Below are 21,387 nucleotides of genomic sequence, written 5' to 3'. Positions count from 1 at the left end.
CTGTGATCTATTTGGCAAAATTATGCTTTATTGTTTACCCTTGTCAGACTGCCCGTCATAAGGCGGCGGAGTGTATTTCTCCATTTTGAGTCAGTTGAAAAGGAATATTGAATGGAAGATTTGAATGTTGTCGATAGCATAAACGGCGCGGGAAGCTGGCTGGTGGCTAACCAGGCGCTGCTGCTAAGTTATGCAGTAAACATCGTGGCGGCACTCGCGATCATCATCGTTGGTTTGATTATCGCGCGGATGATTTCCAACGCGGTGAATCGCCTGATGATCTCCCGTAAAATCGATGCCACTGTTGCTGATTTTCTTTCTGCGTTAGTCCGTTACGGAATTATCGCCTTTACGCTAATCGCTGCACTGGGCCGCGTGGGTGTACAAACAGCGTCAGTCATTGCTGTACTCGGTGCCGCAGGCTTAGCGGTTGGTCTGGCTTTGCAGGGGTCACTGTCTAACCTGGCCGCTGGCGTGTTACTTGTCATGTTCCGCCCGTTCCGTGCCGGAGAATATGTTGACCTCGGCGGCGTAGCCGGTACTGTGCTGAGTGTGCAGATTTTCTCCACCACCATGCGTACTGCAGACGGTAAAATTATCGTTATTCCGAACGGTAAAATTATTGCCGGAAATATTATTAACTTCTCCCGCGAGCCAGTTCGCCGTAACGAATTTATTATTGGCGTGGCGTATGATTCCGATATCGATCAGGTTAAGCAGATCCTGACCAATATTATCCAGTCTGAAGATCGCATTTTGAAAGATCGCGAAATGACTGTGCGCCTGAATGAACTTGGCGCATCGTCGATTAATTTCGTGGTCCGCGTCTGGAGCAACAGCGGCGATCTGCAAAACGTGTACTGGGATGTGCTGGAGCGTATTAAACGTGAATTTGATGCCGCCGGTATCAGCTTCCCGTACCCGCAAATGGATGTGAACTTTAAGCGGGTGAAAGAAAATAAAGAAAACGAAGCGGTAACTCGTTAATCATGTAAAGCGCCCATGAAGTTCATGGGCGCACTACCAATTTAACGCATTGTTTCATCGAGTATATTGGCAACTTTTTGCATGACTTCCCCGGCTTTCTCCACGCCTTCCTTATTTTGCTTTTCTACCCACTGTGCTTGTTCTTGCTGATAACCGATCGCTTTCTGCCAGGCGTCCAGCCCTGATTTTTTCAGATAGCGAACCTGTGCACCTTCCTGCTCAAGCGTTTTTACCATGCTGATCAGGTTGTTATCTAATGCCTTGCCCAGTGCTTTCTCGGTTGTAATGGCAGCTCGTTGAATAGCCTCACGATCTCTGTTATCAAGGTTTTCCCACGATTGTTTATTCATTACCAACAGATAAACATGACCAAGCCAGAGAGAAGGTGAGAGCAACACATTCGGCGCAGCACGTTCAGCATGGATGTCATATCCGCTATCGAGATTGACCATTAAACCATCCAGTTTTCCATCCATGAGTGCTTTAGTTATTTGATCATTCCACGGTAAAGTTACGGTTTTTGCCCCCGTATGAGTTAAATAAGCCCGATGCCAGAAACTGGCTGTTCGCCAGGTGGTTCCCTGAAGCGCAGTCAATTTATCAATGGGCCTGGTAGAGAAAAAGCCTACCGGGTAGCCAAGGAAAAACTGTAAATTCACGATATTGTTACGCTCAAGTTCAGCGTTAAATTCGGGAATTTCCGCATATACGCGACGAAAGAATTCTACCTGACTGGCTCCATGATCCGGGCCAATAGCAAAGCTCTTGAAGATTTGATGAAGCGGCAATTGTTTCGCGGTGTATTCCGGCACCACTATACCCATATCAGCTTTGCTGCCATCGCTTATTGTCGTCAGAGCGTCATAGCTGATGGCGGTTTCACCGTTCCAGTGTGGTTCGATTTTCAAACGCCCCTGCGACTCTTTTTCAATTTCTGCAAAAAATATCTCTTTAATTATTTGTGTACGCATTCCCCCGTAGGGTTCATGGTCTGTATAACGAAGAATTTTTTCAGCAGCAAAAATCGAGGGAGATAACAGAAGAAATCCTGATAAAAGAAAGGGGAGTAATTGTCGGTAGTGCATATCTGTTCCTTCAGTTTATTAATTCAACTTATACTATATTAATTTTATCAATTATCCCTAATGTTATTCCTGCGCTATAGTCTGCGCATCAGATAATTAGCCCGGAATTAATTACGTGATATCTTATTACTTTCAAGGTCTTGCGCTTGGCGCAGCTATGATCCTACCGCTCGGTCCACAAAATGCTTTTGTGATGAATCAGGGCATTCGTCGTCAGTACCACATTATGATTGCCTTACTTTGCGCTATCAGCGATTTGGTCCTGATTTGCGCCGGGATTTTTGGTGGCAGCGCGTTATTGATGCAGTCGCCGTGGTTGCTGGCGCTGGTCACCTGGGGCGGCGTAGCCTTCTTGCTGTGGTATGGTTTTGGCGCTTTTAAAACAGCGATGAGCAGTAATATTGAGTTAGCCAGTGCCGAAGTCCTGAAGCAAGGCAGATGGAAAATTATCGCCACCATGCTGGCAGTGACCTGGCTGAATCCGCATGTTTACCTGGATACTTTTGTTGTACTGGGCAGCCTTGGCGGGCAACTTGATGTGGAACCAAAACGTTGGTTTGCGCTCGGGACTATTAGCGCCTCTTTCCTGTGGTTCTTTGGTCTGGCTATTCTCGCAGCCTGGCTGGCACCGCGCCTGCGCACGGCAAAATCACAACGCATTATCAATCTGGTTGTGGGATGTGTTATGTGGTTTATTGCCTTGCAGCTGGCGAGAGACGGTATTGCTCATGCACAAGCCTTGTTCAGTTAGGCGCTATCTGATGGAAAAATAAAACAGAGGCGCTAAGCTTGCCTCCAGAGGTCCTGAATTTTAGGCAAGTCAATTAACACGGAGAGACTAACGTGAAGTTCAAAGTTATCGCCCTGGCGGCATTAATGGGTATTAGCGGGATGGCAGCGCAGGCTAACGAATTGCCGGATGGACCGCATATTGTCACCTCCGGTACGGCAAGCGTGGATGCGGTGCCAGACATTGCCACTCTTGCGATTGAAGTCAACGTGGCCGCGAAGGATGCCGCTACTGCCAAGAAACAGGCGGATGAGCGCGTCGCACAATACATTTCCTTCCTTGAACTCAATCAGATCGCGAAAAAAGATATCAGCTCAGCGAACTTACGCACCCAGCCAGATTATGATTATCAGGATGGTAAAAGTATCCTGAAAGGCTACCGTGCTGTGAGAACGGTGGAAGTCACGCTCCGTCAGTTAGACAAACTGAATTCCTTGCTGGATGGTGCGCTGAAGGCGGGTCTTAACGAAATTCGTTCTGTGTCGCTGGGCGTGGCGCAGCCGGATGCCTATAAAGACAAAGCGCGTAAGGCAGCGATTGATAACGCGATTCATCAGGCGCAGGAACTGGCGAACGGCTTTCATCGTAAACTGGGGCCGGTATATAGCGTGCGCTACCATGTTTCCAACTATCAGCCCAGCCCAATGGTGCGGATGATGAAAGCCGATGCCGCGCCGGTGTCCGCCCAGGAAACTTACGAGCAGGCCGCTATTCAGTTTGATGATCAGGTCGATGTGGTCTTCCAGTTAGAACCTGTGGATCAACAACCCGCTAAAACACCTGCAGCACAATAATATTTGTAGCCCGACGTATTCGTCGGGCTAATGCCTTTACCCGATATTGCCTCCTTTTTCTGTAATTTTCTGTAAAACCATGACGTAATCACCTATCTTTGCTCGCGGTTTCATCAAGGATAGGCTGACTGAAACGGTTAAGCGGACAAGGATGCGGGGGAGGGGGTATGGACATTTTTATTTCGAAAAAGATGCGCAATTTCATTTTATTAGCGCAAACCAATAATATTGCCCGGGCGGCAGAAAAAATCCATATGACGGCTTCGCCATTTGGTAAAAGCATTGCCGCGCTGGAAGAACAAATTGGCTATACGCTATTTACCCGCAAAGATAATAATATCAGCCTCAATAAAGCCGGACAGGAACTGTATCAAAAACTGTTCCCGGTTTATCAACGACTTTCTGCGATTGATAATGAAATCCATAACTCAGGGCGTCGTTCACGAGAAATTGTGATTGGCATAGATAATACTTATCCGACAATTATTTTCGATCAGTTGATTAGTCTCGGAGATAAGTATGAAGGCGTGACCGCCCAGCCAGTTGAGTTCAGCGAAAACGGCGTTATCGATAATCTTTTTGACCGCCAGTTAGATTTTATTATCTCCCCACAGCATGTATCTGCACGAGTTCAGGAACTGGAAAACCTGACTATCAGTGAACTACCGCCGCTGCGATTGGGCTTTCTCGTTTCTCGCCGTTATGAAGAGCGTCAAGAGCAAGAGCTGCTTCAGGAGCTGCCCTGGCTACAAATGCGCTTTCAGAACCGGGCCAACTTCGAAGCAATGATTGATGCGAATATGCGACCTTGTGGGATCAATCCCACCATTATTTATCGTCCCTACAGTTTTATGGCCAAAATCAGCGCCGTAGAGCGCGGACATTTTCTGACGGTGATCCCGCATTTTGCCTGGCGACTGGTGAATCCGGCAACGCTGAAATATTTTGATGCGCCGCACAGGCCGATGTATATGCAGGAATATCTTTATTCAATCAGAAATCATCGTTATACCGCCACGATGCTTCAGCATATTGCTGAAGATCGTGACGGGACGAGTCATTAACCCAGCATCGAGCCGGTTGCAATTAAATTACGGTGTAAATCGAAGACGTGGCTAAGATCGTGGTGAATATGTCCGCCGGGCGCATTTTCCAGATAGCGATGCAGATAATCCCGATACATAGGATGTGCACAATTATCAATGATGGTGCGGGCGCGTTGAAGCGGGGAAAGACCACGCAGATCGGCGATCCCTTGTTCGGTGATGATCACTTTGACGCTGTGTTCGCTGTGATCAACATGGCTGCACATTGGCACGACGGTTGAGATCTTGCCTTCTTTAGCAATCGACGGGGCCATAAAGATCGACAGATACGCGTTGCGTTCAAAATCACCGCTGCCACCGATGCCGTTCATCAGATCGACCCCGGCTACGTGCGTTGAGTTGGCATGCCCGTAAATATCAAACTCCAGGCCGACGTTCAGAGCGATGACGCCCAGACGACGGATGATTTCCGGGTTATTGGAAATCTCCTGCGGACGCAACACAATGCGGCTGGCAAAGTAATCCATATTGTCGTAAATCTTGCGCAGGGAATCGGCCGAGATAGTCAGGCTGGAGGCGCTGGCCCCGCTGATTTTGCCCGTTTCCAGTAAATGCACCACCGATTCCTGTAGCACTTCCGAATACATCATGAACGGAGGAATTTCCGGGTTTTCCCCTAGTCGCGCCATGACTGCATTATTGATATTGCCCACGCCACTTTGCAGCGGCAGAAATTCCGGCGGAATACGCCCATGCGCCATTTCCTGCAACAAGAACGTGACCACGTTATCGGCAATCTGCTGGCACATGGGATTTTGCTTATCCAGCATATTACCGGCGTCGGGCAAGTTGGTTTCCACGACGGCGACAATCTTTTTCGGATCGATTTGCACATAGCGGGTACCGACGCGATCCATTGCATGGAAGATCGACACGCTATTGCGCCGCGGTGGCGCGCCAGGAATCACAATATCTGCCAGTTCTGCAACGCGCGGATCGTGATAGTGATTAAGTTCAATGATCACTTTCTTCGCCCGCAGCAGCCATGTCGGCGCATTACCGATCCCGCTGGTTAACCAGACTCGACCATCCGGTGCCAGTGCCGATGCTTCAATGACGGCAACATCAATGTCGCCGAAGAAACCGTAATTGACCATTTGCGCCACTTCGCTCAAATGCAGGTCAACGAAACTCACCGCGCCCTGATTGATCTTTTTACGTAAACCGGACGATGTTTGATATGGCGCACGCCAGGAAACAGCATCGGCGTCAGAAAGTACATCGTCAGCGGCGGCGCTGATTGACGCCCCCGTCAGCAGGCGAATTTGATACGGCTTTTTGGCCTCATGCTGTTCGTTAGCTCTGCGGGCAATCGCGGTGGGTAAGGCTTTCGGCGAACCCGCTGGGGTAAAGCCGCTAAATGCCACCATGTCGTTATGCTGGATAATTTCTGCCGCTTCATCGGCGGTCATCCTTGTCCACTGAGTTTCCATTTTAACTCCTTCGTTCGCAGGGATTAATGACCAACGAAATTAGGTTTACGTTTTTCGAGGAAAGCGTTCATCCCTTCCTGGTAGTCTTCGCTGTCATAAACCGCGCGGCGCATCCCCTGAATACGTTCAAATTCATCGGAGTTCATGGTGTGCGCTTCGCCCAGTACACGCAGCTCTTCTTTGATAACGGCAATGGCTAACGGCGCTTTCTCAGAGATGTGGTGCGCCATTTGTAAGGTGAAATCTTCCAGTTCTTCCACTTCCACAACATGGTTGAGGATGCCGACAGCCAGCGCGCGCTGGGCGGTGATTGGCGAAGCGGTAAAAATCAGCTCTTTGACAATGTGGAAGCCCGCGTCGCGGGTCAGGTTGTGAATGCCGACCAGGTTATACGGGACACCGAGGTTTACAGGCGTCATTGAGAAGGTTGAGGTACTGGCGGCGATAATCAGATCGGAACTCATGATCATTTCAAATGCGCCACCCCAAACACTACCTTCCACCATCGAAATGATCGGTTTCGGGAATTTTTGGATCATGCGGGTGATTTGGCGCAATGGATCATCATAGGAGAGCGGATCGCGACCGCCAGACGGCAGTTCGTGAATATCGTGACCTGCGGAGAAGACTTTGGATCCACTCGGCGCGCGCAAAATGATACAGCGAATTTCCGGCCGGTTGAGATCGCTTAATGCCTGCATAAGATCATCAATAAAGACTTTACTTAAGGCATTAAGTTTTCGGCCATAGTTAAACTCAATGACCGCCACTTTGTTGATAGTGACAACGTTCACATACTGATAAGACATAAAAATTCCTTTAATCAAAATATTGCGTCTGGATAAATTCACTGAGCTGTCGCAGGCCGGTGCGCGGTGAGAGCGTATTGTTTTTGACCGCTAAAAGCGTCTGGCGGTAATAGCGATCGAAATCTTCATTCGCGAACAGGTGATTCAGTACTTCTTCTTCGGTTTGTTTACGCAGCCATTCCACTGATTGTTGTTGCCGTACTTGTTGCAAACGACCACTGGCAGTTAGCGCGGTTTTGAAGTCGATGATGGCGTGCCAGATCTCATTGATTCCACGTTTTTCCAGTGCGCTACAAGTCAGAACCCGTGGCTGCCATTCGTCGTATTTGTGTCGCAGAATATGCAGGGCACTCTCGTACATATGCTGGGCAATGGCGACATTGGTATGGTTATCGCCATCGTCTTTGTTGATAACGATCAGATCTGCCACTTCCATCAGCCCCTTTTTAATGCCCTGCAGATCATCGCCGCCACCGGCAATTTGCAACGAGATAAAACAGTCCACCATGCGGGCGACTTCCGTTTCCGACTGTCCGACGCCAACCGTTTCGACAATCACTACGTCATAACCCGCCGCTTCGCATAACAGCATTAATTCCCGCGCTCGCTGACTGGCACCGCCCAGATGACCGGAGGAGGGTACCGGGCGAATAAACGCCGCCTCGGCACGCGCCAGATCATTCATGCGGGTTTTATCTCCGAGAATGCTACCGCCAGTGACCGGGCTGCTGGGATCGACCGCAATAACCGCAACCTTTAGTCCCTCACGAATCAACAACATGCCAAAGGCTTCAAGAAAGGTACTTTTCCCCGCGCCGGGTGTGCCGGTAACACCCAGTCGCAGGGCGTTACCACAGAACGGCATAATGGCATCAAGCAGTTGCGTACTTAGCGCCTGATGACGCGGGTGACGGCTTTCCACCAGCGTCATGGCCTGGGCGAGCGTGGCACGCTCACCCTGACGTAAGCGGCGAATACTTTCTGCCAGCGTGGCTTCATTAATCATGATGCTGGCTTATCAGATTCAGTACGTCGCGCACGCTGTCGAGCATAGGCGTACCTGGACCATAAATCGCCGCCACGCCGCGCTCCTGCAGGAAGGCGTAATCCTGCGGCGGAATGACGCCACCCGCGACCACGCAGATATCTTCGCGTCCCCATTTTTTCAGCGCTTCGACCAGTTCCGGGATCAGCGTTTTATGACCGGCAGCCAGTGAAGATGCGCCCACTACGTGAACGTCGTTTTCTACTGCCAGGCGGGCGATCTCTTCAGGTGTAGAGAACATCGGGCTTAAATCTACGTCGAAACCGAGATCGGAATAGGCGCTGGCGATCACTTTCGCGCCGCGATCGTGCCCATCCTGGCCCATTTTGGCGATCAGAATGCGCGGGCGACGACCATTGTCGGCAAGGAACTGCTCCGTTTGCGCAACAATGGCATCGAACTCGGTGGCCGATTTCTCAGACTGATGATAGCTTTGCGCAATCACGCCGGTAACACACTGGCTTGGCACCAGATAACGGTCAAATGCCGCTTCCAGTGCATCGGAAATTTCACCAAGCGTTGCGCGAACGCGAGCGGCATTAACAGCGGCAGCCAGCAGGTTTTCGTTATGCTGTGCGGCGTGAGTCAGGGCGTTCAACGCGGCGGTTACGGCGGCATCATCACGGGTGGCGCGAATGCGTTCCAGCGAAGCAATTTGCTCGTTACGCACCATCACGTTGTCGATCTCAAGTACATCGGTTTCGTCTTCGTGATCCAGTTTGTACTTGTTGACACCAACGATGACACGCTTGCCCTGGTCGATCAACGACTGTTCGCGCGCTGAGGCCTCTTCGATCATTCGTTTTGGCAGACCTGCTTCGATCGCTTTCGCCATGCCACCGGCTTCGTCGATCTGTTGGATAATGGCTCTGGCTTGTTTGACGATTTGATCGGTCAGCGATTCAACGTAATAGGATCCGGCCAGTGGATCGACGGTGCGGCAGAGTTCTGATTCTTCCTGAATGATGATCTGGGTATTGCGGGCAATGCGTGCTGAGAAATCGGTAGGCAAACCAAGCGCTTCATCAAAGGCGTTGGTATGCAGTGACTGAGTACCGCCCAGCGTTGCAGCCAGTGCTTCAATGGTGGTGCGGATAACGTTGTTATACGGATCCTGTTCAGTCAGGCTCCAGCCTGAGGTCTGGCAGTGGGTACGCAGCGCCAGTGATTTCGGATCCTGTGCGCCAAATCCACTGACCGCTTCGCTCCATAAATAACGTGCCGCACGCAACATGGCGACGTTCATAAACAGATCCATGCCAATGCCGAAGAAGAACGACAGGCGAGGAGCGAAGTCATCAATTTTCAGCCCGGCGGAGATTGCTGCTTTGATGTACTCAATCCCATCAGCGAGCGTAAATGCTACCTGCTGCACGCAGTTGGCACCCGCTTCACCCATATGGTAACCGCTGATACTGATGGTATTAAATCGCGGCATGTTGCCGGAACACCAGGCGATGATGTCTGCGATAATACGCATTGACGGTTTTGGCGGGTAAATATAGGTGTTGCGGCAAAGATACTCTTTGAGGATATCGTTTTGAATGGTGCCGGTCAGTTTATCGGGTGTAACACCTTGCTCTTCTGCGGCGACAATATAAAACGCCAGTACTGGTAGTACTGCGCCATTCATGGTCATCGAAACCGACATTTTATCCAGCGGGATCTGGTCGAACAGGACTTTCATATCTTCCACGGTGTCGATAGCAACGCCCGCTTTGCCGACGTCGCCCGCCACGCGCGGGTTATCGGAGTCGTAGCCTCGGTGGGTGGCAAGGTCAAACGCAACGGAAAGACCTTTTTGCCCGGCGGCCAGGTTACGGCGATAAAAAGCGTTGGACTCTTTTGCTGTTGAAAAACCAGCATACTGACGGATGGTCCACGGTTGGGCGGTATACATAGTGGCACGCGGGCCACGAACGTAGGGGGGCAAACCAGGAAGGGTACCTGTCACCTCCAGATTATCGAGATCGGCTTCGGTATACAGCGGCTTGATGGCGATCCCTTCCGCGGTTTGCTGAACCAGCGAGTCGACAGTTTTCTCCCGACGGCTCAATTCCTTGTTGGCAAGCTGTTGCCACTCCTGCACGTTAGACATTATTTGCTCCGTAAAACGCAATCAAAATGAGGGTATTTGCGCTTACGGTGAGCTTTTTACGTGGGTTTGTCGCCAGCAAAAAAAATGCATTCAGACGTCGTTTTTTGCCGCCTGAGATTTGTCTATTTTGTGATGTGATTCAAGGAATACAAAAAGAAGTGAGGATAATGCCTGATATGTGCTATCAGGCATTATTTGATGGATTAATCCTGACGAAGGACTTTGTGACCATAATCGAGCAACGCATCAGTGACTTTACGCATCATGCGGCTTTCAGGAGCAAAGCGGTGCCAGTAGAGCATCCGGCGTTGAAATAGCCCCGGCGTTAAGTCAATCAGTTCACCGCTGGTCAGTTCTTTCTCGATTTGCAGGTGCGGGATCATACAGCAGGTGGTGCCCTGGCGAGCAAGTTGTACGAACGCTTCTGAAGAATTAACGATATGGCACGGTACGCTGCCTGGGGGCAGGTCGAAGTTTTGCTGCAAAAAGGCCTGGTGCATATCGTCAAGATGGTCAAAGGCGACCACAGGTGCTTTCAATAATGCCGAACGCGTTACGCCGTTAGGGAAATATTTTTCGGCAAACGGTTTTGAGCTGACGAACAGATAGTCAAGCGCACCGAGCTTATCGACAAGGCAACTCGGCAGCGCCTGATGTTGAATACTCACCGCGCCGACCACTTCGCCGCGGCGCAGACGTTCCTGAGTGCGGGTTTCATCTTCTACCTGCAAGTTGAGGCGGATAGGCGAATCAGCTAACACAGGAGCCAGCGCCGGAAGCAACCACGTCGCCAGACTGTCGGCGTTGACCGCCAGTGAAAGCAGCAGCGGAGTCGAACCGGTTTGTTCATCGCCCAGCCACTCTTCTTCCAGCAACTCCACCTGGCGTAGCAGTGCCAGCAGTTTTTGCCCTTGTTCTGTCGGGCGCGGCGGTACGGTACGCACCAACAGCGGCTGCCCGAACATATTTTCCAGTTGCTTAATGCGCTGTGAGACGGCTGATTGTGTAATGCACAGCTTTTGTGCCGCGCGTTCAAATCCTCGTTCACGTATCACCGCATCCAGTGCCTGTAATGTTCTGTAGTCCGGGCGTTTCATTGCTGTTGTCTGCTCCTGGTAAATGCTTTTTCCTGCACTATGACACAATTTTGTGTCAGGTTGCATATACCGAAGCCGTCGGCGGGTAACATTTGTATCAATGGTTAAACGCGCAGCTTAAAAGATCAGGGATTTGCGCTATTGCATTTCGCTTAGCGACTTCGCGCCCTGGTTATGTTGAATGGCGTGGCGTTATTGCCTCTGTTCGCACCGTGGAGCGGCATACCCAGACCGTTGTATGCTTTATTTGCCGGGCGAAAGGGGATGCCCGCCATTGCGCGATATTTTATGGATGAGTTAACCACGCGGCTTGCCAACGGGGTCTGAATCGCTTTTTTTGTATATAATGCGTGTGAAATTTCATACCACAGGCGAAACGATCATGACGCAGGATGAATTGAAAAAAGCAGTAGGATGGGCGGCACTTCAGTATGTTCAGCCCGGCACCATTGTTGGTGTAGGTACAGGTTCCACCGCCGCACACTTTATTGACGCGCTCGGCACGATGAAAGGCCAGATTGAAGGGGCCGTTTCCAGTTCAGATGCTTCCACTGAAAAACTGAAAAGCCTCGGCATTCACGTTTTTGATCTCAACGAAGTCGACAGCCTTGGCATCTACGTTGATGGCGCAGATGAAATCAACGGCCACATGCAAATGATCAAAGGCGGCGGCGCGGCGCTGACCCGTGAAAAAATCATTGCTTCGGTTGCGGAAAAATTTATCTGTATTGCCGACGCCTCCAAGCAGGTTGATATTCTGGGCAAATTCCCGCTGCCAGTAGAAGTTATCCCGATGGCACGTAGTGCAGTGGCGCGCCAGCTGGTGAAACTGGGCGGTCGTCCGGAATACCGTCAGGGCGTGGTGACCGATAACGGCAACGTGATCCTCGACGTCCACGGCATGGAAATCCTTGACCCGATAGCGATGGAAAACGCCATAAATGCGATTCCTGGCGTGGTGACTGTTGGCTTGTTTGCTAACCGTGGCGCGGACGTTGCGCTGATTGGCACACCTGACGGTGTCAAAACCATTGTGAAATGATCTGACGGGGGAACCTCCCCCGTTAAAAAAATTCTCTTCATTAAATTTGGTGACATGTGTCACGTTTTTACCTGGCTATTGTCGATTGCTCTAAATAAATCCTCTAAACCAGCATATTCATCCAAGAAATACCTTTGCGTGATATTTCCTCAACATCGCGACGCAAACGTTCATATTGCCGCAATATTATTTTTTGATATGTTGAAAGGCGGACGCAAATCCGCACACAACATTTCAAAAGACAGGATTGGGTAAATGGCAAAGGTATCGCTGGAGAAAGACAAGATTAAGTTTCTGCTGGTAGAAGGCGTGCACCAAAAGGCGCTGGAAAGCCTTCGTGCAGCTGGTTACACCAACATCGAATTTCACAAAGGCGCGCTGGATGATGAACAATTAAAAGAATCCATCCGCGATGCCCACTTCATCGGCCTGCGATCCCGTACCCATCTGACCGAAGACGTGATCAACGCCGCTGAAAAACTGGTCGCTATTGGCTGTTTCTGTATCGGAACAAACCAGGTTGATCTGGATGCGGCGGCAAAACGCGGTATCCCGGTATTTAACGCACCGTTCTCAAATACGCGCTCTGTTGCGGAGCTGGTGATTGGCGAACTACTGCTGCTATTGCGCGGCGTGCCGGAAGCCAATGCTAAAGCGCACCGTGGCGTGTGGAACAAACTGGCGGCGGGTTCTTTTGAAGCGCGTGGCAAAAAGCTGGGTATCATCGGCTACGGTCATATTGGTACGCAATTGGGCATTCTGGCTGAATCGCTGGGAATGTATGTTTACTTTTATGATATTGAAAACAAACTGCCGCTGGGCAACGCCACTCAGGTACAGCATCTTTCTGACCTGCTGAATATGAGCGATGTGGTGAGTCTACATGTGCCAGAGAATCCGTCCACCAAAAATATGATGGGTGCGAAAGAGATTTCACTAATGAAGCCCGGCTCGCTGCTGATTAATGCTTCGCGCGGTACTGTGGTGGATATTCCGGCGCTGTGTGACGCGCTGGCGAGCAAACATCTGGCGGGGGCGGCAATCGACGTATTCCCGACGGAACCGGCAACCAATAGCGATCCATTTACCTCTCCGCTGTGTGAATTTGACAACGTCCTTCTGACGCCACACATTGGCGGTTCGACTCAGGAAGCGCAGGAGAATATCGGCCTGGAAGTTGCGGGTAAATTGATCAAGTATTCTGACAATGGCTCAACGCTCTCTGCGGTGAACTTCCCGGAAGTCTCGCTGCCACTGCACGGTGGGCGTCGTCTGATGCACATCCACGAAAACCGTCCGGGCGTACTAACTGCGCTCAACAAAATTTTTGCCGAGCAGGGCGTCAACATCGCCGCGCAATATCTACAAACTTCCGCCCAGATGGGTTATGTGGTTATTGATATTGAAGCCGACGAAGACGTTGCCGAAAAAGCGCTGCAGGCAATGAAAGCTATTCCGGGTACCATTCGCGCCCGTCTGCTGTACTAATTCCCCTTCTCTGAAAATCAACGGGCAGGTCACTGACTTGCCCGTTTTTTTATCCCTTCTCCACACTGTTGCCGCGTTGCGCATTCTACTTTGCGAGTCTGCTCCAGAAAATAAATCAAAGTCAGATCAATGCGTTGTGTTTATTTAATGGGGATTTACGATGGCAGGACAGCACAGGGCTGTAACGGTAAAGCCCTCACCGAAGCGAGGGCTTGAAGGAGAAGGGTTATGATGCGACTTGTCATCATACTGATTGTACTGTTACTCATAAGTTTCCCAGCTTATTAACAGTCAGTCTCAGGGGAGGAGTCATCCTCCCTTACCCTTACTCACTAAATTAGGTCAAAGAATCAACGATGTCAATCAGGGCGATGCAGGTGTGTCGCCCTCACCACTCCCAGACTTTCGACGGTGTAACCACCGCAGGAAGAGGGATATCCCACTCTTCAACGGGGAGTTTTTCCACCAACTGACAATCATGCGCATAACCCACCGGTTGCATTTTATAGTGCTGCCAGTTTTGTAAGGTTCGATCATAAAAACCACCGCCCATTCCCAGGCGCTGACCGTACTCATCAAAGGCGACCAGCGGTGTGATCAACACGTCTAATCGGGAAAGGGGTAGCACGTCACGCACATCCAGTTTTGGCTCATGGATCTTCAACCTGTTCATCACCAGTTCACTTTGCGGATGGTAATTCAGGAACAGCAAATTACCGGCACTAAAGGGATGCAAAACTGGAAGATATACGCGCTTACCGGCGCGCCAGAGTTGTTCTATGAGTGGCTGGGTGTCGAGTTCGCCATCAAAAGAGAGGAATACAGCGACCGTATGCGCCATCACCACTGGGGGATACGTCATCATCCGGGTAGCGGCTTGTTGACCCATTTCCTGCTGTTGTTCCGGCGTTAACGTACGACGACGTTGCCGAATCATTTTGCGGATTTCTTGTCGGGATAATGTCAGTGGGAGTTCTGGTAGTTGCGTCATGGCTGGTGCCAGATAAGAAGGGAATCTCCGAGATGCCGCCGCAGGCTGTAACCCTTGAACCCTTGGTTCAAGGTGAATGTGTCGTCGCAGTTTTAAGGCTTCTCGGACGGACCGAGCATGCTCACCAACCGCGGAGCGCCACATTCTTGTGGTATGAAATATCGGCTCAGGGGACTGGCCCGCTTGCGAACATCTCAGAGAAATTTTGTCTTCACGGTTACTCTACCACAGTAAACCGAAAAGTGTCATTCAAAGTTTTGGTTAGTTTTTTCGGTGATGCGACCTTGTTCAAGTAACGCTTGTTCTATGGTCTGCTGCAGCATCCGAATACGCTGTTCCATACTTGCCGCGTAGTCACGAGTCTTCGCTTTTTCTTGCGCTAACTCATAGCTGATATTCAATGCGGCAATGAAGACCAACTGTTCAGTATTTGTGACTCTAGTGCGTTCTTTCAGATCTTGCAACCGTTGGTTCAGATCGTCCGCTGCCTGATTCAACGCATCCCTTTGGTCAGGCGGGCAGTTCACACGCAGTGAACGGCCAAAAATTTGGATATCGACGGGTTGTGCAGACATGCCACCTTCCTGCTGATTGACTGCGCTGCCTTCGTCTTTAGACCCATGGTCTGCGAAGGGGCGACACTATAGCTACCCTGATGAGAAGAGACAAGCCCTTTTCTGGTCCACCAGGGCCCAAAGTGGTAGCATATCATGAATATTCCTCCCTTTGACGACGAATGCTTATGTCTATACAGAACGAAATGCCTGGTTACAACGAAATGAACCAGTATCTGAACCAACAAGGGACGGGTCTGACCCCAGCTGAGATGCATGGTTTAATCAGCGGGATGATATGTGGCGGTAACGATGACAGCTCATGGCTGCCGCTACTTCACGACCTGACGAACGAAGGCATGGCTTTCGGTCATGAGCTGGCACAGGCACTGCGTAAAATGCACTCTGCCACCAGCGATGCCCTGCAGGATGACGGCTTCCTTTTTCAGCTTTATCTGCCTGATGGCGATGATGTCAGCGTTTTCGATCGGGCTGATGCACTGGCAGGTTGGGTTAATCACTTCCTGCTTGGTCTTGGCGTTACGCAACCGAAGCTGGACAAAGTGACCGGAGAAACCGGTGAAGCCATCGACGATCTGCGTAACATCGCGCAGTTGGGCTACGACGAAGACGAAGATCAGGAAGAGCTTGAAATGTCGCTTGAAGAGATCATCGAGTACGTCCGTGTTGCCGCGCTGTTATGCCACGACACCTTTACTCATCCGCAACCGACCGCGCCAGAAGTACAAAAACCGACTCTACACTAAAAACAAAAAACGTAAGGAGAGTGTTATGAGTGAGATATCCCGGCAAGAGTTTCAGCGTCGCCGTCAGGCCCTGGTGGAGCAAATGCAACCCGGCAGCGCCGCGCTGATTTTTGCTGCACCAGAAGTAACACGTAGCGCCGACAGCGAATACCCCTATCGTCAGAACAGTGACTTCTGGTACTTCACCGGCTTTAACGAACCGGAAGCGGTGCTGGTGCTGATTAAAAGCGATGACACTCATAACCACAGCGTTTTGTTTAACCGCGTTCGCGACCTGACGGCAGAGATCTGGTTTGGTCGTCGCTTAGGCCAGGATGCCGCGCCAGAGAAACTGGGCGTTGACCGCGCACTGGCATTCAGTGAAATCAATCAGCAACTTTATCAACTACTTAACGGCCTGGATGTGGTTTACCATGCTCAGGGCGAATATGCATATGCTGATGAAATCGTGAACAGTGCGCTGGAAAAACTGCGTAAAGGCTCGCGACAAAATCTCACCGCGCCAGCAACGATGATCGACTGGCGTCCCATTGTTCATGAAATGCGCCTGTTCAAATCGCCGGAAGAGATTGCCGTACTTCGCCGCGCGGGTGAAATCACCGCCCTGGCGCATACCCGGGCGATGGAAAAATGCCGTCCGGGAATGTTCGAGTACCACCTGGAAGGCGAAATTCACCACGAATTTAACCGCCACGGCGCGCGCTATCCTTCCTATAACACCATTGTCGGCAGCGGTGAAAACGGTTGCATTCTGCACTATACCGAAAACGAGAGTGAACTGCGTGACGGTGACCTGGTGTTGATTGATGCGGGTTGCGAATACAAAGGTTACGCTGGCGATATTACCCGCACCTTCCCGGTCAACGGCAAATTCACTCAGGCCCAGCGTGAAATCTACGACATTGTGCTGGAGTCTCTTGAAACCAGCCTGCGCCTGTATCGTCCGGGAACTTCCATGCAGGAAGTCACTGGTGAAGTGGTGCGCATCATGGTTAGCGGCCTGGTAAAACTCGGCATCCTGAAAGGTGATGTTGATGAACTGATCGCTCAGAACGCCCATCGTCCTTTCTTTATGCATGGCCTTAGCCACTGGTTAGGACTGGATGTCCATGACGTTGGCGTTTATGGTCAGGATCGCTCGCGCATTCTGGAGCCGGGGATGGTACTGACCGTAGAGCCTGGTCTGTATATCGCGCCGGATGCGGATGTGCCAGAACAATATCGCGGTATCGGCATTCGTATTGAAGACGACATTGTGATTACCGAAACCGGCAACGAAAACCTCACCGCCAGCGTGGTGAAAAAGCCGGAAGAAATCGAAGCGTTGATGGCTGCTGCGAGAAAGCAATGAGCGTAATCATCGTCGGTGGCGGCATGGCGGGCGCGACGCTGGCGCTGGCTATTTCCCGGTTAAGTCACGGGGCGCTGCCGGTACATTTGATTGAAGCGACTGCGCCAGAGTCACATGCTCATCCGGGCTTTGATGGACGAGCTATTGCGCTGGCGGCGGGTACCTGTCAGCAACTGGCGCGCATCGGCGTCTGGCAATCTCTGGCTGATTGCGCAACCGCCATCACCAGCGTGCATGTCAGCGATCGTGGTCATGCCGGATTCGTCACCCTCGCCGCAGAAGATTACCAACTGGCGGCGCTGGGGCAGGTTGTCGAATTGCATAATGTCGGGCAACGGCTGTTTGCATTGCTGCGCAAAGCACCTGGCGTAACGCTGCATTGTCCTGATCGCGTGGCTAACGTTGCCCGTACTCAGAGTCACGTTGAAGTGACGCTGGAGAGTGGCGAGACGCTGACGGGCCGCGTGCTGGTAGCAGCTGATGGCACCCATTCAGCGTTAGCCACCGCGTGCGGCGTTGACTGGCAGCAGGAGCCTTACGAACAACTGGCCGTGATTGCCAACGTTGCGACTTCCGTTGCGCACGAAGGCCGCGCTTTTGAACGCTTCACGAAACATGGCCCGCTGGCGATGTTGCCGATGTCTGACGGACGCTGTTCGCTGGTCTGGTGTCATCCACTGGAACGGCGCGAAGAGGTGCTGTCGTGGAGCGACGAGAAGTTTTGCCGTGAACTCCAGTCTGCCTTTGGCTGGCGACTGGGGCAAATTACCCACGCCGGTAAACGCAGTGCTTATCCGCTGGCGTTAACCCGCGCCGCCAGACCTATTACCCATCGTACCGTGCTGGTGGGCAATGCGGCGCAAACTCTGCACCCGATTGCCGGGCAAGGGTTCAACCTCGGTATGCGAGATGTCATGAGCCTTGCGGAAACTCTGACTCAGGCGCAGGAGCGCGGAGAAGACATGGGTGATTACGGCGTATTGTGCCGTTATCAGCAGCGTCGACAGCGCGATCGCGAAGCAACCATCGGCGTCACGGACAGCCTTGTACATCTTTTTGCCAACCGTTGGACCCCGCTGGTTGTCGGGCGCAACATCGGGCTGATGACGATGGAATTATTTACCCCGGCACGCGATGTGCTGGCGCAGCGCACCCTCGGTTGGGTGGCGCGTTGAAGGTGGTTTTAAGGAATAAACAATGCAAAGTGTTGATGTAGCCATTGTTGGCGGCGGCATGGTGGGGCTGGCGGTTGCCTGCGGCTTACAGGGGAGCGGCTTACGCGTTGCCGTACTGGAGCAGCGCGTACCGGAACCTCTGGCGGCGAATGCACCACCACAACTGCGCGTTTCGGCTATCAATGCCGCCAGCGAAAAATTACTCACCCGTCTTGGCGTCTGGCAGGACATTCTCTCTCGTAGGGCCAGTTGTTATCACGGTATGGAAGTGTGGGACAAAGACAGCTTTGGTCACATTTCGTTTGACGATCAAAGCATGGGCTATAGCCATCTTGGGCATATCGTTGAAAACTCAGTGATTCACTACGCGCTGTGGAACAAAGCGCAGCAGTCGTCAGATATCACTCTGTTGGCCCCCGCAGAATTACAGCAGGTCGCCTGGGGAGAAAATGAAACCTTCCTGACGCTGAAAGATGGCAGCATGTTAACGGCGCGTCTGGTGATTGGCGCGGACGGCGCTAATTCCTGGTTGCGCAACAAAGCCGATATTCCGCTGACTTTCTGGGATTATCAGCATCACGCGCTGGTAGCGACCATTCGCACGGAAGAACCGCATGATGCGGTGGCGCGGCAGGTTTTCCATGGCGAAGGCATTCTGGCCTTTTTACCGCTTAGCGATCCGCATCTTTGCTCGATTGTCTGGTCACTGTCGCCAGAGGAAGCGCAGCGGATGCAGCAGGCAAGTGAAGACGAATTTAATCGCGCGTTAAATATCGCTTTTGATAATCGCCTGGGCTTATGTAAGGTTGAGAGTGAGCGCCTTGTGTTCCCACTGACGGGGCGTTATGCGCGCCAATTTGCCGCGCACCGTCTGGCGTTGGTGGGCGACGCCGCGCATACCATTCACCCGCTGGCGGGGCAGGGGGTAAATCTCGGCTTTATGGATGCTGCAGAGCTGGTTGCTGAACTGAAACGGTTGCATCGTCAGGGGAAAGACATCGGGCAGTACATTTATCTGCGTCGCTATGAGCGTAGCCGCAAGCACAGTGCGGCGCTGATGCTGGCTGGTATGCAGGGATTTCGCGATCTGTTTTCCGGTACCAATCCGGCGAAAAAACTGCTGCGTGATATTGGTTTAAAACTGGCCGACACGCTTCCTGGCGTTAAACCACAACTTATCCGCCAGGCAATGGGATTAAACGATTTGCCTGAATGGCTGCGTTAAAAATTTCTCTTCTGCTGTTTATTTGATACCCATCACACTTTCATCTCCCGGTTTTTTCGACGGGAGATTTTCCTCATTTGAAATAAACTAATTTCACCTCCGTTTTCGCATTATATTTTCTAATGCCACGAATTTTTGATTTAGTGTTTTTTCACATTTTTTCAGCTCTTAATATTGCCTTATTCAAATTAATTTCCTCATCGCATCATTTTTCTATAGAAATTGGTGTGTTTTTTGGTTTTTTATTCTGTTGCGATTTTGGCGTTTTTTAACCATAAGCTAATGTGATGATCAATTTTACCTTATGGTTAACAGTCTGTTTCGGTGGTAAGTTCAGGCAAAAGAGAACGATTGCGTTGGGGACCGGGAGTGGCTCCGATGCTGGGTTTCGTGGTGATAATTTCGCCATGGAAAAGTTGTCAGCCCCGCTTATTCAATGAGGACAAGATGGCACAACAGACTCCTTTGTACGAACAACACACGCTTTGCGGCGCTCGCATGGTGGATTTCCACGGCTGGATGATGCCGCTGCATTACGGTTCGCAAATCGACGAACATCATGCGGTACGTACCGATGCCGGAATGTTTGATGTGTCACATATGACCATCGTCGATCTTCGCGGCAGCCGCACTCGGGAGTTTCTGCGTTATCTGCTGGCGAACGATGTGGCGAAGCTCACCAAAAGCGGCAAAGCCCTTTACTCGGGGATGTTGAATGCCTCTGGCGGTGTGATAGATGATCTCATCGTCTACTACTTTTCTGAAGATTTCTTCCGCCTCGTTGTTAACTCCGCCACCCGCGAAAAAGACCTCTCCTGGATTACCCAACACGCTGAACCTTTCGGCATCGAAATTACCGTTCGTGATGACCTTTCCATGATTGCCGTGCAAGGGCCGAATGCGCAGGCAAAAGCTGCCACACTGTTTAATGACGCTCAGCGTCAGGCGGTGGAAGGGATGAAACCGTTCTTTGGCGTGCAGGCGGGCGATCTGTTTATTGCCACCACTGGTTATACCGGTGAAGCGGGCTATGAAATTGCGCTGCCCAATGAAAAAGCGGCCGATTTCTGGCGTGCGCTGGTGGAAGCGGGCGTTAAGCCATGCGGCCTGGGCGCGCGTGACACGCTGCGTCTGGAAGCGGGTATGAATCTTTATGGTCAGGAGATGGACGAAACCATTTCTCCGTTAGCCGCCAACATGGGCTGGACTATCGCCTGGGAACCGGCAGATCGTGACTTTATTGGTCGTGAAGCTCTGGAAGCGCAGCGTGAACATGGTACAGAAAAACTGGTTGGTCTGGTGATGACCGAAAAAGGCGTGCTGCGTAATGAACTGCCGGTACGTTTTACCGATGCGCAGGGCAACCAGCATGAAGGCATTATCACCAGCGGGACTTTCTCCCCGACGCTGGGTTACAGCATTGCGCTGGCGCGCGTGCCGGAAGGTATTGGCGAAACGGCGATTGTGCAAATTCGCAACCGTGAAATGCCGGTTAAAGTGACGAAACCTGTTTTTGTGCGTAACGGCAAAGCCGTCGCGTGATTTACTTT

General features: G+C 51.4%; 21 protein-coding genes and 1 other RNA gene. 12 read left to right on the top strand and 10 right to left on the bottom strand.

Annotated features, from left to right (window positions below; all coding sequences use genetic code 11):
* Window positions 1-111 precede the first annotated feature (111 nt).
* Entirely contained in the window at window positions 112-987 is an 876-nt protein-coding gene (gene mscS, locus G434_RS13895; protein ID WP_000389820.1) for a small-conductance mechanosensitive channel MscS, read from the top strand.
* 41 nt (window positions 988-1,028) lie between these two features.
* Here the strand turns inward: mscS and G434_RS13900 are convergent, their stop codons facing one another.
* Window positions 1,029-2,072, bottom strand: a complete 1,044-nt coding sequence (locus tag G434_RS13900) for a C4-dicarboxylate TRAP transporter substrate-binding protein (RefSeq protein ID WP_000559340.1) — start codon at window positions 2,070-2,072, stop codon at window positions 1,029-1,031.
* A 115-nt stretch (window positions 2,073-2,187) separates the two neighbouring features.
* Here G434_RS13900 and argO point away from each other — a divergent pair, with 115 nt between their 5' ends.
* The 3 genes from argO to srsR all read left to right on the top strand — a co-directional run bounded on the left by argO (window position 2,188) and on the right by srsR (window position 4,720).
* Window positions 2,188-2,823, top strand: coding sequence for an arginine exporter ArgO (gene argO / locus G434_RS13905; protein WP_000626874.1), 636 nt, complete (start codon window positions 2,188-2,190; stop codon window positions 2,821-2,823).
* 92 nt (window positions 2,824-2,915) lie between these two features.
* On the top strand, window positions 2,916-3,656 hold the full coding sequence (locus tag G434_RS13910) for an oxidative stress defense protein (RefSeq protein WP_000669834.1): 741 nt from the start codon (window positions 2,916-2,918) through the stop codon (window positions 3,654-3,656).
* Window positions 3,657-3,823: 167 nt separating this feature from the next.
* Window positions 3,824-4,720 carry a LysR family transcriptional regulator SrsR gene (srsR, locus tag G434_RS13915; protein ID WP_000350807.1) on the top strand — a complete coding sequence of 299 codons (897 nt, stop codon included), beginning with the start codon at window positions 3,824-3,826 and terminating at the stop codon, window positions 4,718-4,720.
* Here srsR and scpC read toward each other — a convergent pair.
* The 5 genes from scpC to argP form a co-directional block, all read right to left on the bottom strand.
* The gene (gene scpC / locus G434_RS13920; RefSeq protein WP_000449941.1) at window positions 4,717-6,195 is read right to left on the bottom strand and encodes a propionyl-CoA:succinate CoA transferase; all 1,479 of its coding nucleotides are present in this window, start codon (window positions 6,193-6,195) and stop codon (window positions 4,717-4,719) included. The two genes, srsR and scpC, sit on opposite strands and share 4 nt — an antisense overlap.
* Window positions 6,196-6,218: 23 nt before the next feature.
* Window positions 6,219-7,004, bottom strand: a complete 786-nt coding sequence (scpB, locus tag G434_RS13925) for a methylmalonyl-CoA decarboxylase (protein WP_000122080.1) — start codon at window positions 7,002-7,004, stop codon at window positions 6,219-6,221.
* A 10-nt stretch (window positions 7,005-7,014) separates the two neighbouring features.
* Complete coding sequence (gene meaB, locus G434_RS13930; protein WP_000606502.1) at window positions 7,015-8,010, bottom strand: methylmalonyl Co-A mutase-associated GTPase MeaB; 996 nt, start codon at window positions 8,008-8,010, stop codon at window positions 7,015-7,017.
* Window positions 8,003-10,147: a methylmalonyl-CoA mutase gene (gene scpA, locus G434_RS13935; protein ID WP_000073261.1), complete on the bottom strand. Its 2,145-nt coding sequence runs from the start codon at window positions 10,145-10,147 to the stop codon at window positions 8,003-8,005. The genes meaB and scpA overlap by 8 nt, the downstream gene beginning before the upstream one ends.
* Before the next feature lie 203 nt (window positions 10,148-10,350).
* Window positions 10,351-11,244, bottom strand: coding sequence for a DNA-binding transcriptional regulator ArgP (gene argP / locus G434_RS13940; RefSeq protein WP_001301058.1), 894 nt, complete (start codon window positions 11,242-11,244; stop codon window positions 10,351-10,353).
* 382 nt (window positions 11,245-11,626) lie between these two features.
* Between argP and rpiA the strand changes: the two genes are divergently transcribed.
* The 3 genes from rpiA to ibsC all read left to right on the top strand — a co-directional run bounded on the left by rpiA (window position 11,627) and on the right by ibsC (window position 14,062).
* Window positions 11,627-12,286 carry a ribose-5-phosphate isomerase RpiA gene (gene rpiA, locus G434_RS13945; RefSeq protein ID WP_000189743.1) on the top strand — a complete coding sequence of 220 codons (660 nt, stop codon included), beginning with the start codon at window positions 11,627-11,629 and terminating at the stop codon, window positions 12,284-12,286.
* Between the two features lie 255 nt (window positions 12,287-12,541).
* Window positions 12,542-13,774, top strand: coding sequence for a phosphoglycerate dehydrogenase (gene serA, locus G434_RS13950; RefSeq protein ID WP_001151604.1), 1,233 nt, complete (start codon window positions 12,542-12,544; stop codon window positions 13,772-13,774).
* A gap of 228 nt (window positions 13,775-14,002) precedes the next feature.
* On the top strand, window positions 14,003-14,062 hold the full coding sequence (ibsC, locus tag G434_RS27465; RefSeq protein WP_071525914.1) for a type I toxin-antitoxin system toxin IbsC: 60 nt from the start codon (window positions 14,003-14,005) through the stop codon (window positions 14,060-14,062).
* A gap of 100 nt (window positions 14,063-14,162) precedes the next feature.
* Here the strand turns inward: ibsC and G434_RS13955 are convergent, their stop codons facing one another.
* The 3 genes from G434_RS13955 to zapA form a co-directional block, all read right to left on the bottom strand.
* On the bottom strand, window positions 14,163-14,765 hold the full coding sequence (locus G434_RS13955; protein WP_000192751.1) for a 5-formyltetrahydrofolate cyclo-ligase: 603 nt from the start codon (window positions 14,763-14,765) through the stop codon (window positions 14,163-14,165).
* Between the two features lie 20 nt (window positions 14,766-14,785).
* Window positions 14,786-14,969, bottom strand: a non-coding RNA gene (ssrS, locus tag G434_RS27460) — 6S RNA.
* A gap of 41 nt (window positions 14,970-15,010) precedes the next feature.
* Window positions 15,011-15,340: a cell division protein ZapA gene (zapA, locus tag G434_RS13960; RefSeq protein ID WP_001276008.1), complete on the bottom strand. Its 330-nt coding sequence runs from the start codon at window positions 15,338-15,340 to the stop codon at window positions 15,011-15,013.
* A 167-nt stretch (window positions 15,341-15,507) separates the two neighbouring features.
* Between zapA and ygfB the strand changes: the two genes are divergently transcribed.
* The 4 genes from ygfB to ubiI are packed head-to-tail and all read left to right on the top strand — an operon-like array spanning window position 15,508 to window position 19,837.
* Window positions 15,508-16,086 (top strand): UPF0149 family protein YgfB, encoded by a 579-nt coding sequence (ygfB, locus tag G434_RS13965; RefSeq protein WP_001295378.1) that lies wholly within the window; start codon window positions 15,508-15,510, stop codon window positions 16,084-16,086.
* 25 nt (window positions 16,087-16,111) lie between these two features.
* Window positions 16,112-17,437: a Xaa-Pro aminopeptidase gene (gene pepP, locus G434_RS13970; RefSeq protein WP_001290111.1), complete on the top strand. Its 1,326-nt coding sequence runs from the start codon at window positions 16,112-16,114 to the stop codon at window positions 17,435-17,437.
* The gene (ubiH, locus tag G434_RS13975; RefSeq protein WP_000111165.1) at window positions 17,434-18,612 is read left to right on the top strand and encodes a 2-octaprenyl-6-methoxyphenyl hydroxylase; all 1,179 of its coding nucleotides are present in this window, start codon (window positions 17,434-17,436) and stop codon (window positions 18,610-18,612) included. Before pepP ends, ubiH begins: the two co-directional genes overlap by 4 nt.
* A 22-nt stretch (window positions 18,613-18,634) precedes the next feature.
* Complete coding sequence (gene ubiI / locus G434_RS13980) at window positions 18,635-19,837, top strand: FAD-dependent 2-octaprenylphenol hydroxylase (protein ID WP_001192216.1); 1,203 nt, start codon at window positions 18,635-18,637, stop codon at window positions 19,835-19,837.
* Between the two features lie 73 nt (window positions 19,838-19,910).
* Here the strand turns inward: ubiI and G434_RS29780 are convergent, their stop codons facing one another.
* On the bottom strand, window positions 19,911-19,970 hold the full coding sequence (locus G434_RS29780) for a hypothetical protein (protein ID WP_225087691.1): 60 nt from the start codon (window positions 19,968-19,970) through the stop codon (window positions 19,911-19,913).
* 314 nt (window positions 19,971-20,284) lie between these two features.
* On the opposite strand from G434_RS29780, the gene gcvT reads away from it, so the two are divergent.
* Window positions 20,285-21,379 (top strand): glycine cleavage system aminomethyltransferase GcvT, encoded by a 1,095-nt coding sequence (gcvT, locus tag G434_RS13985; RefSeq protein ID WP_000068693.1) that lies wholly within the window; start codon window positions 20,285-20,287, stop codon window positions 21,377-21,379.
* Window positions 21,380-21,387 lie beyond the last annotated feature (8 nt).

Origin of the sequence: Escherichia sp. KTE172, from assembly GCF_000408845.1 — a bacterium.
In the GTDB taxonomy this organism is placed as follows: Bacteria; Pseudomonadota; Gammaproteobacteria; order Enterobacterales; family Enterobacteriaceae; genus Escherichia; species Escherichia coli.
Note: the sequence above shows the minus strand (reverse complement) of the source record. Positions and strands in the feature narration are given on the sequence as shown.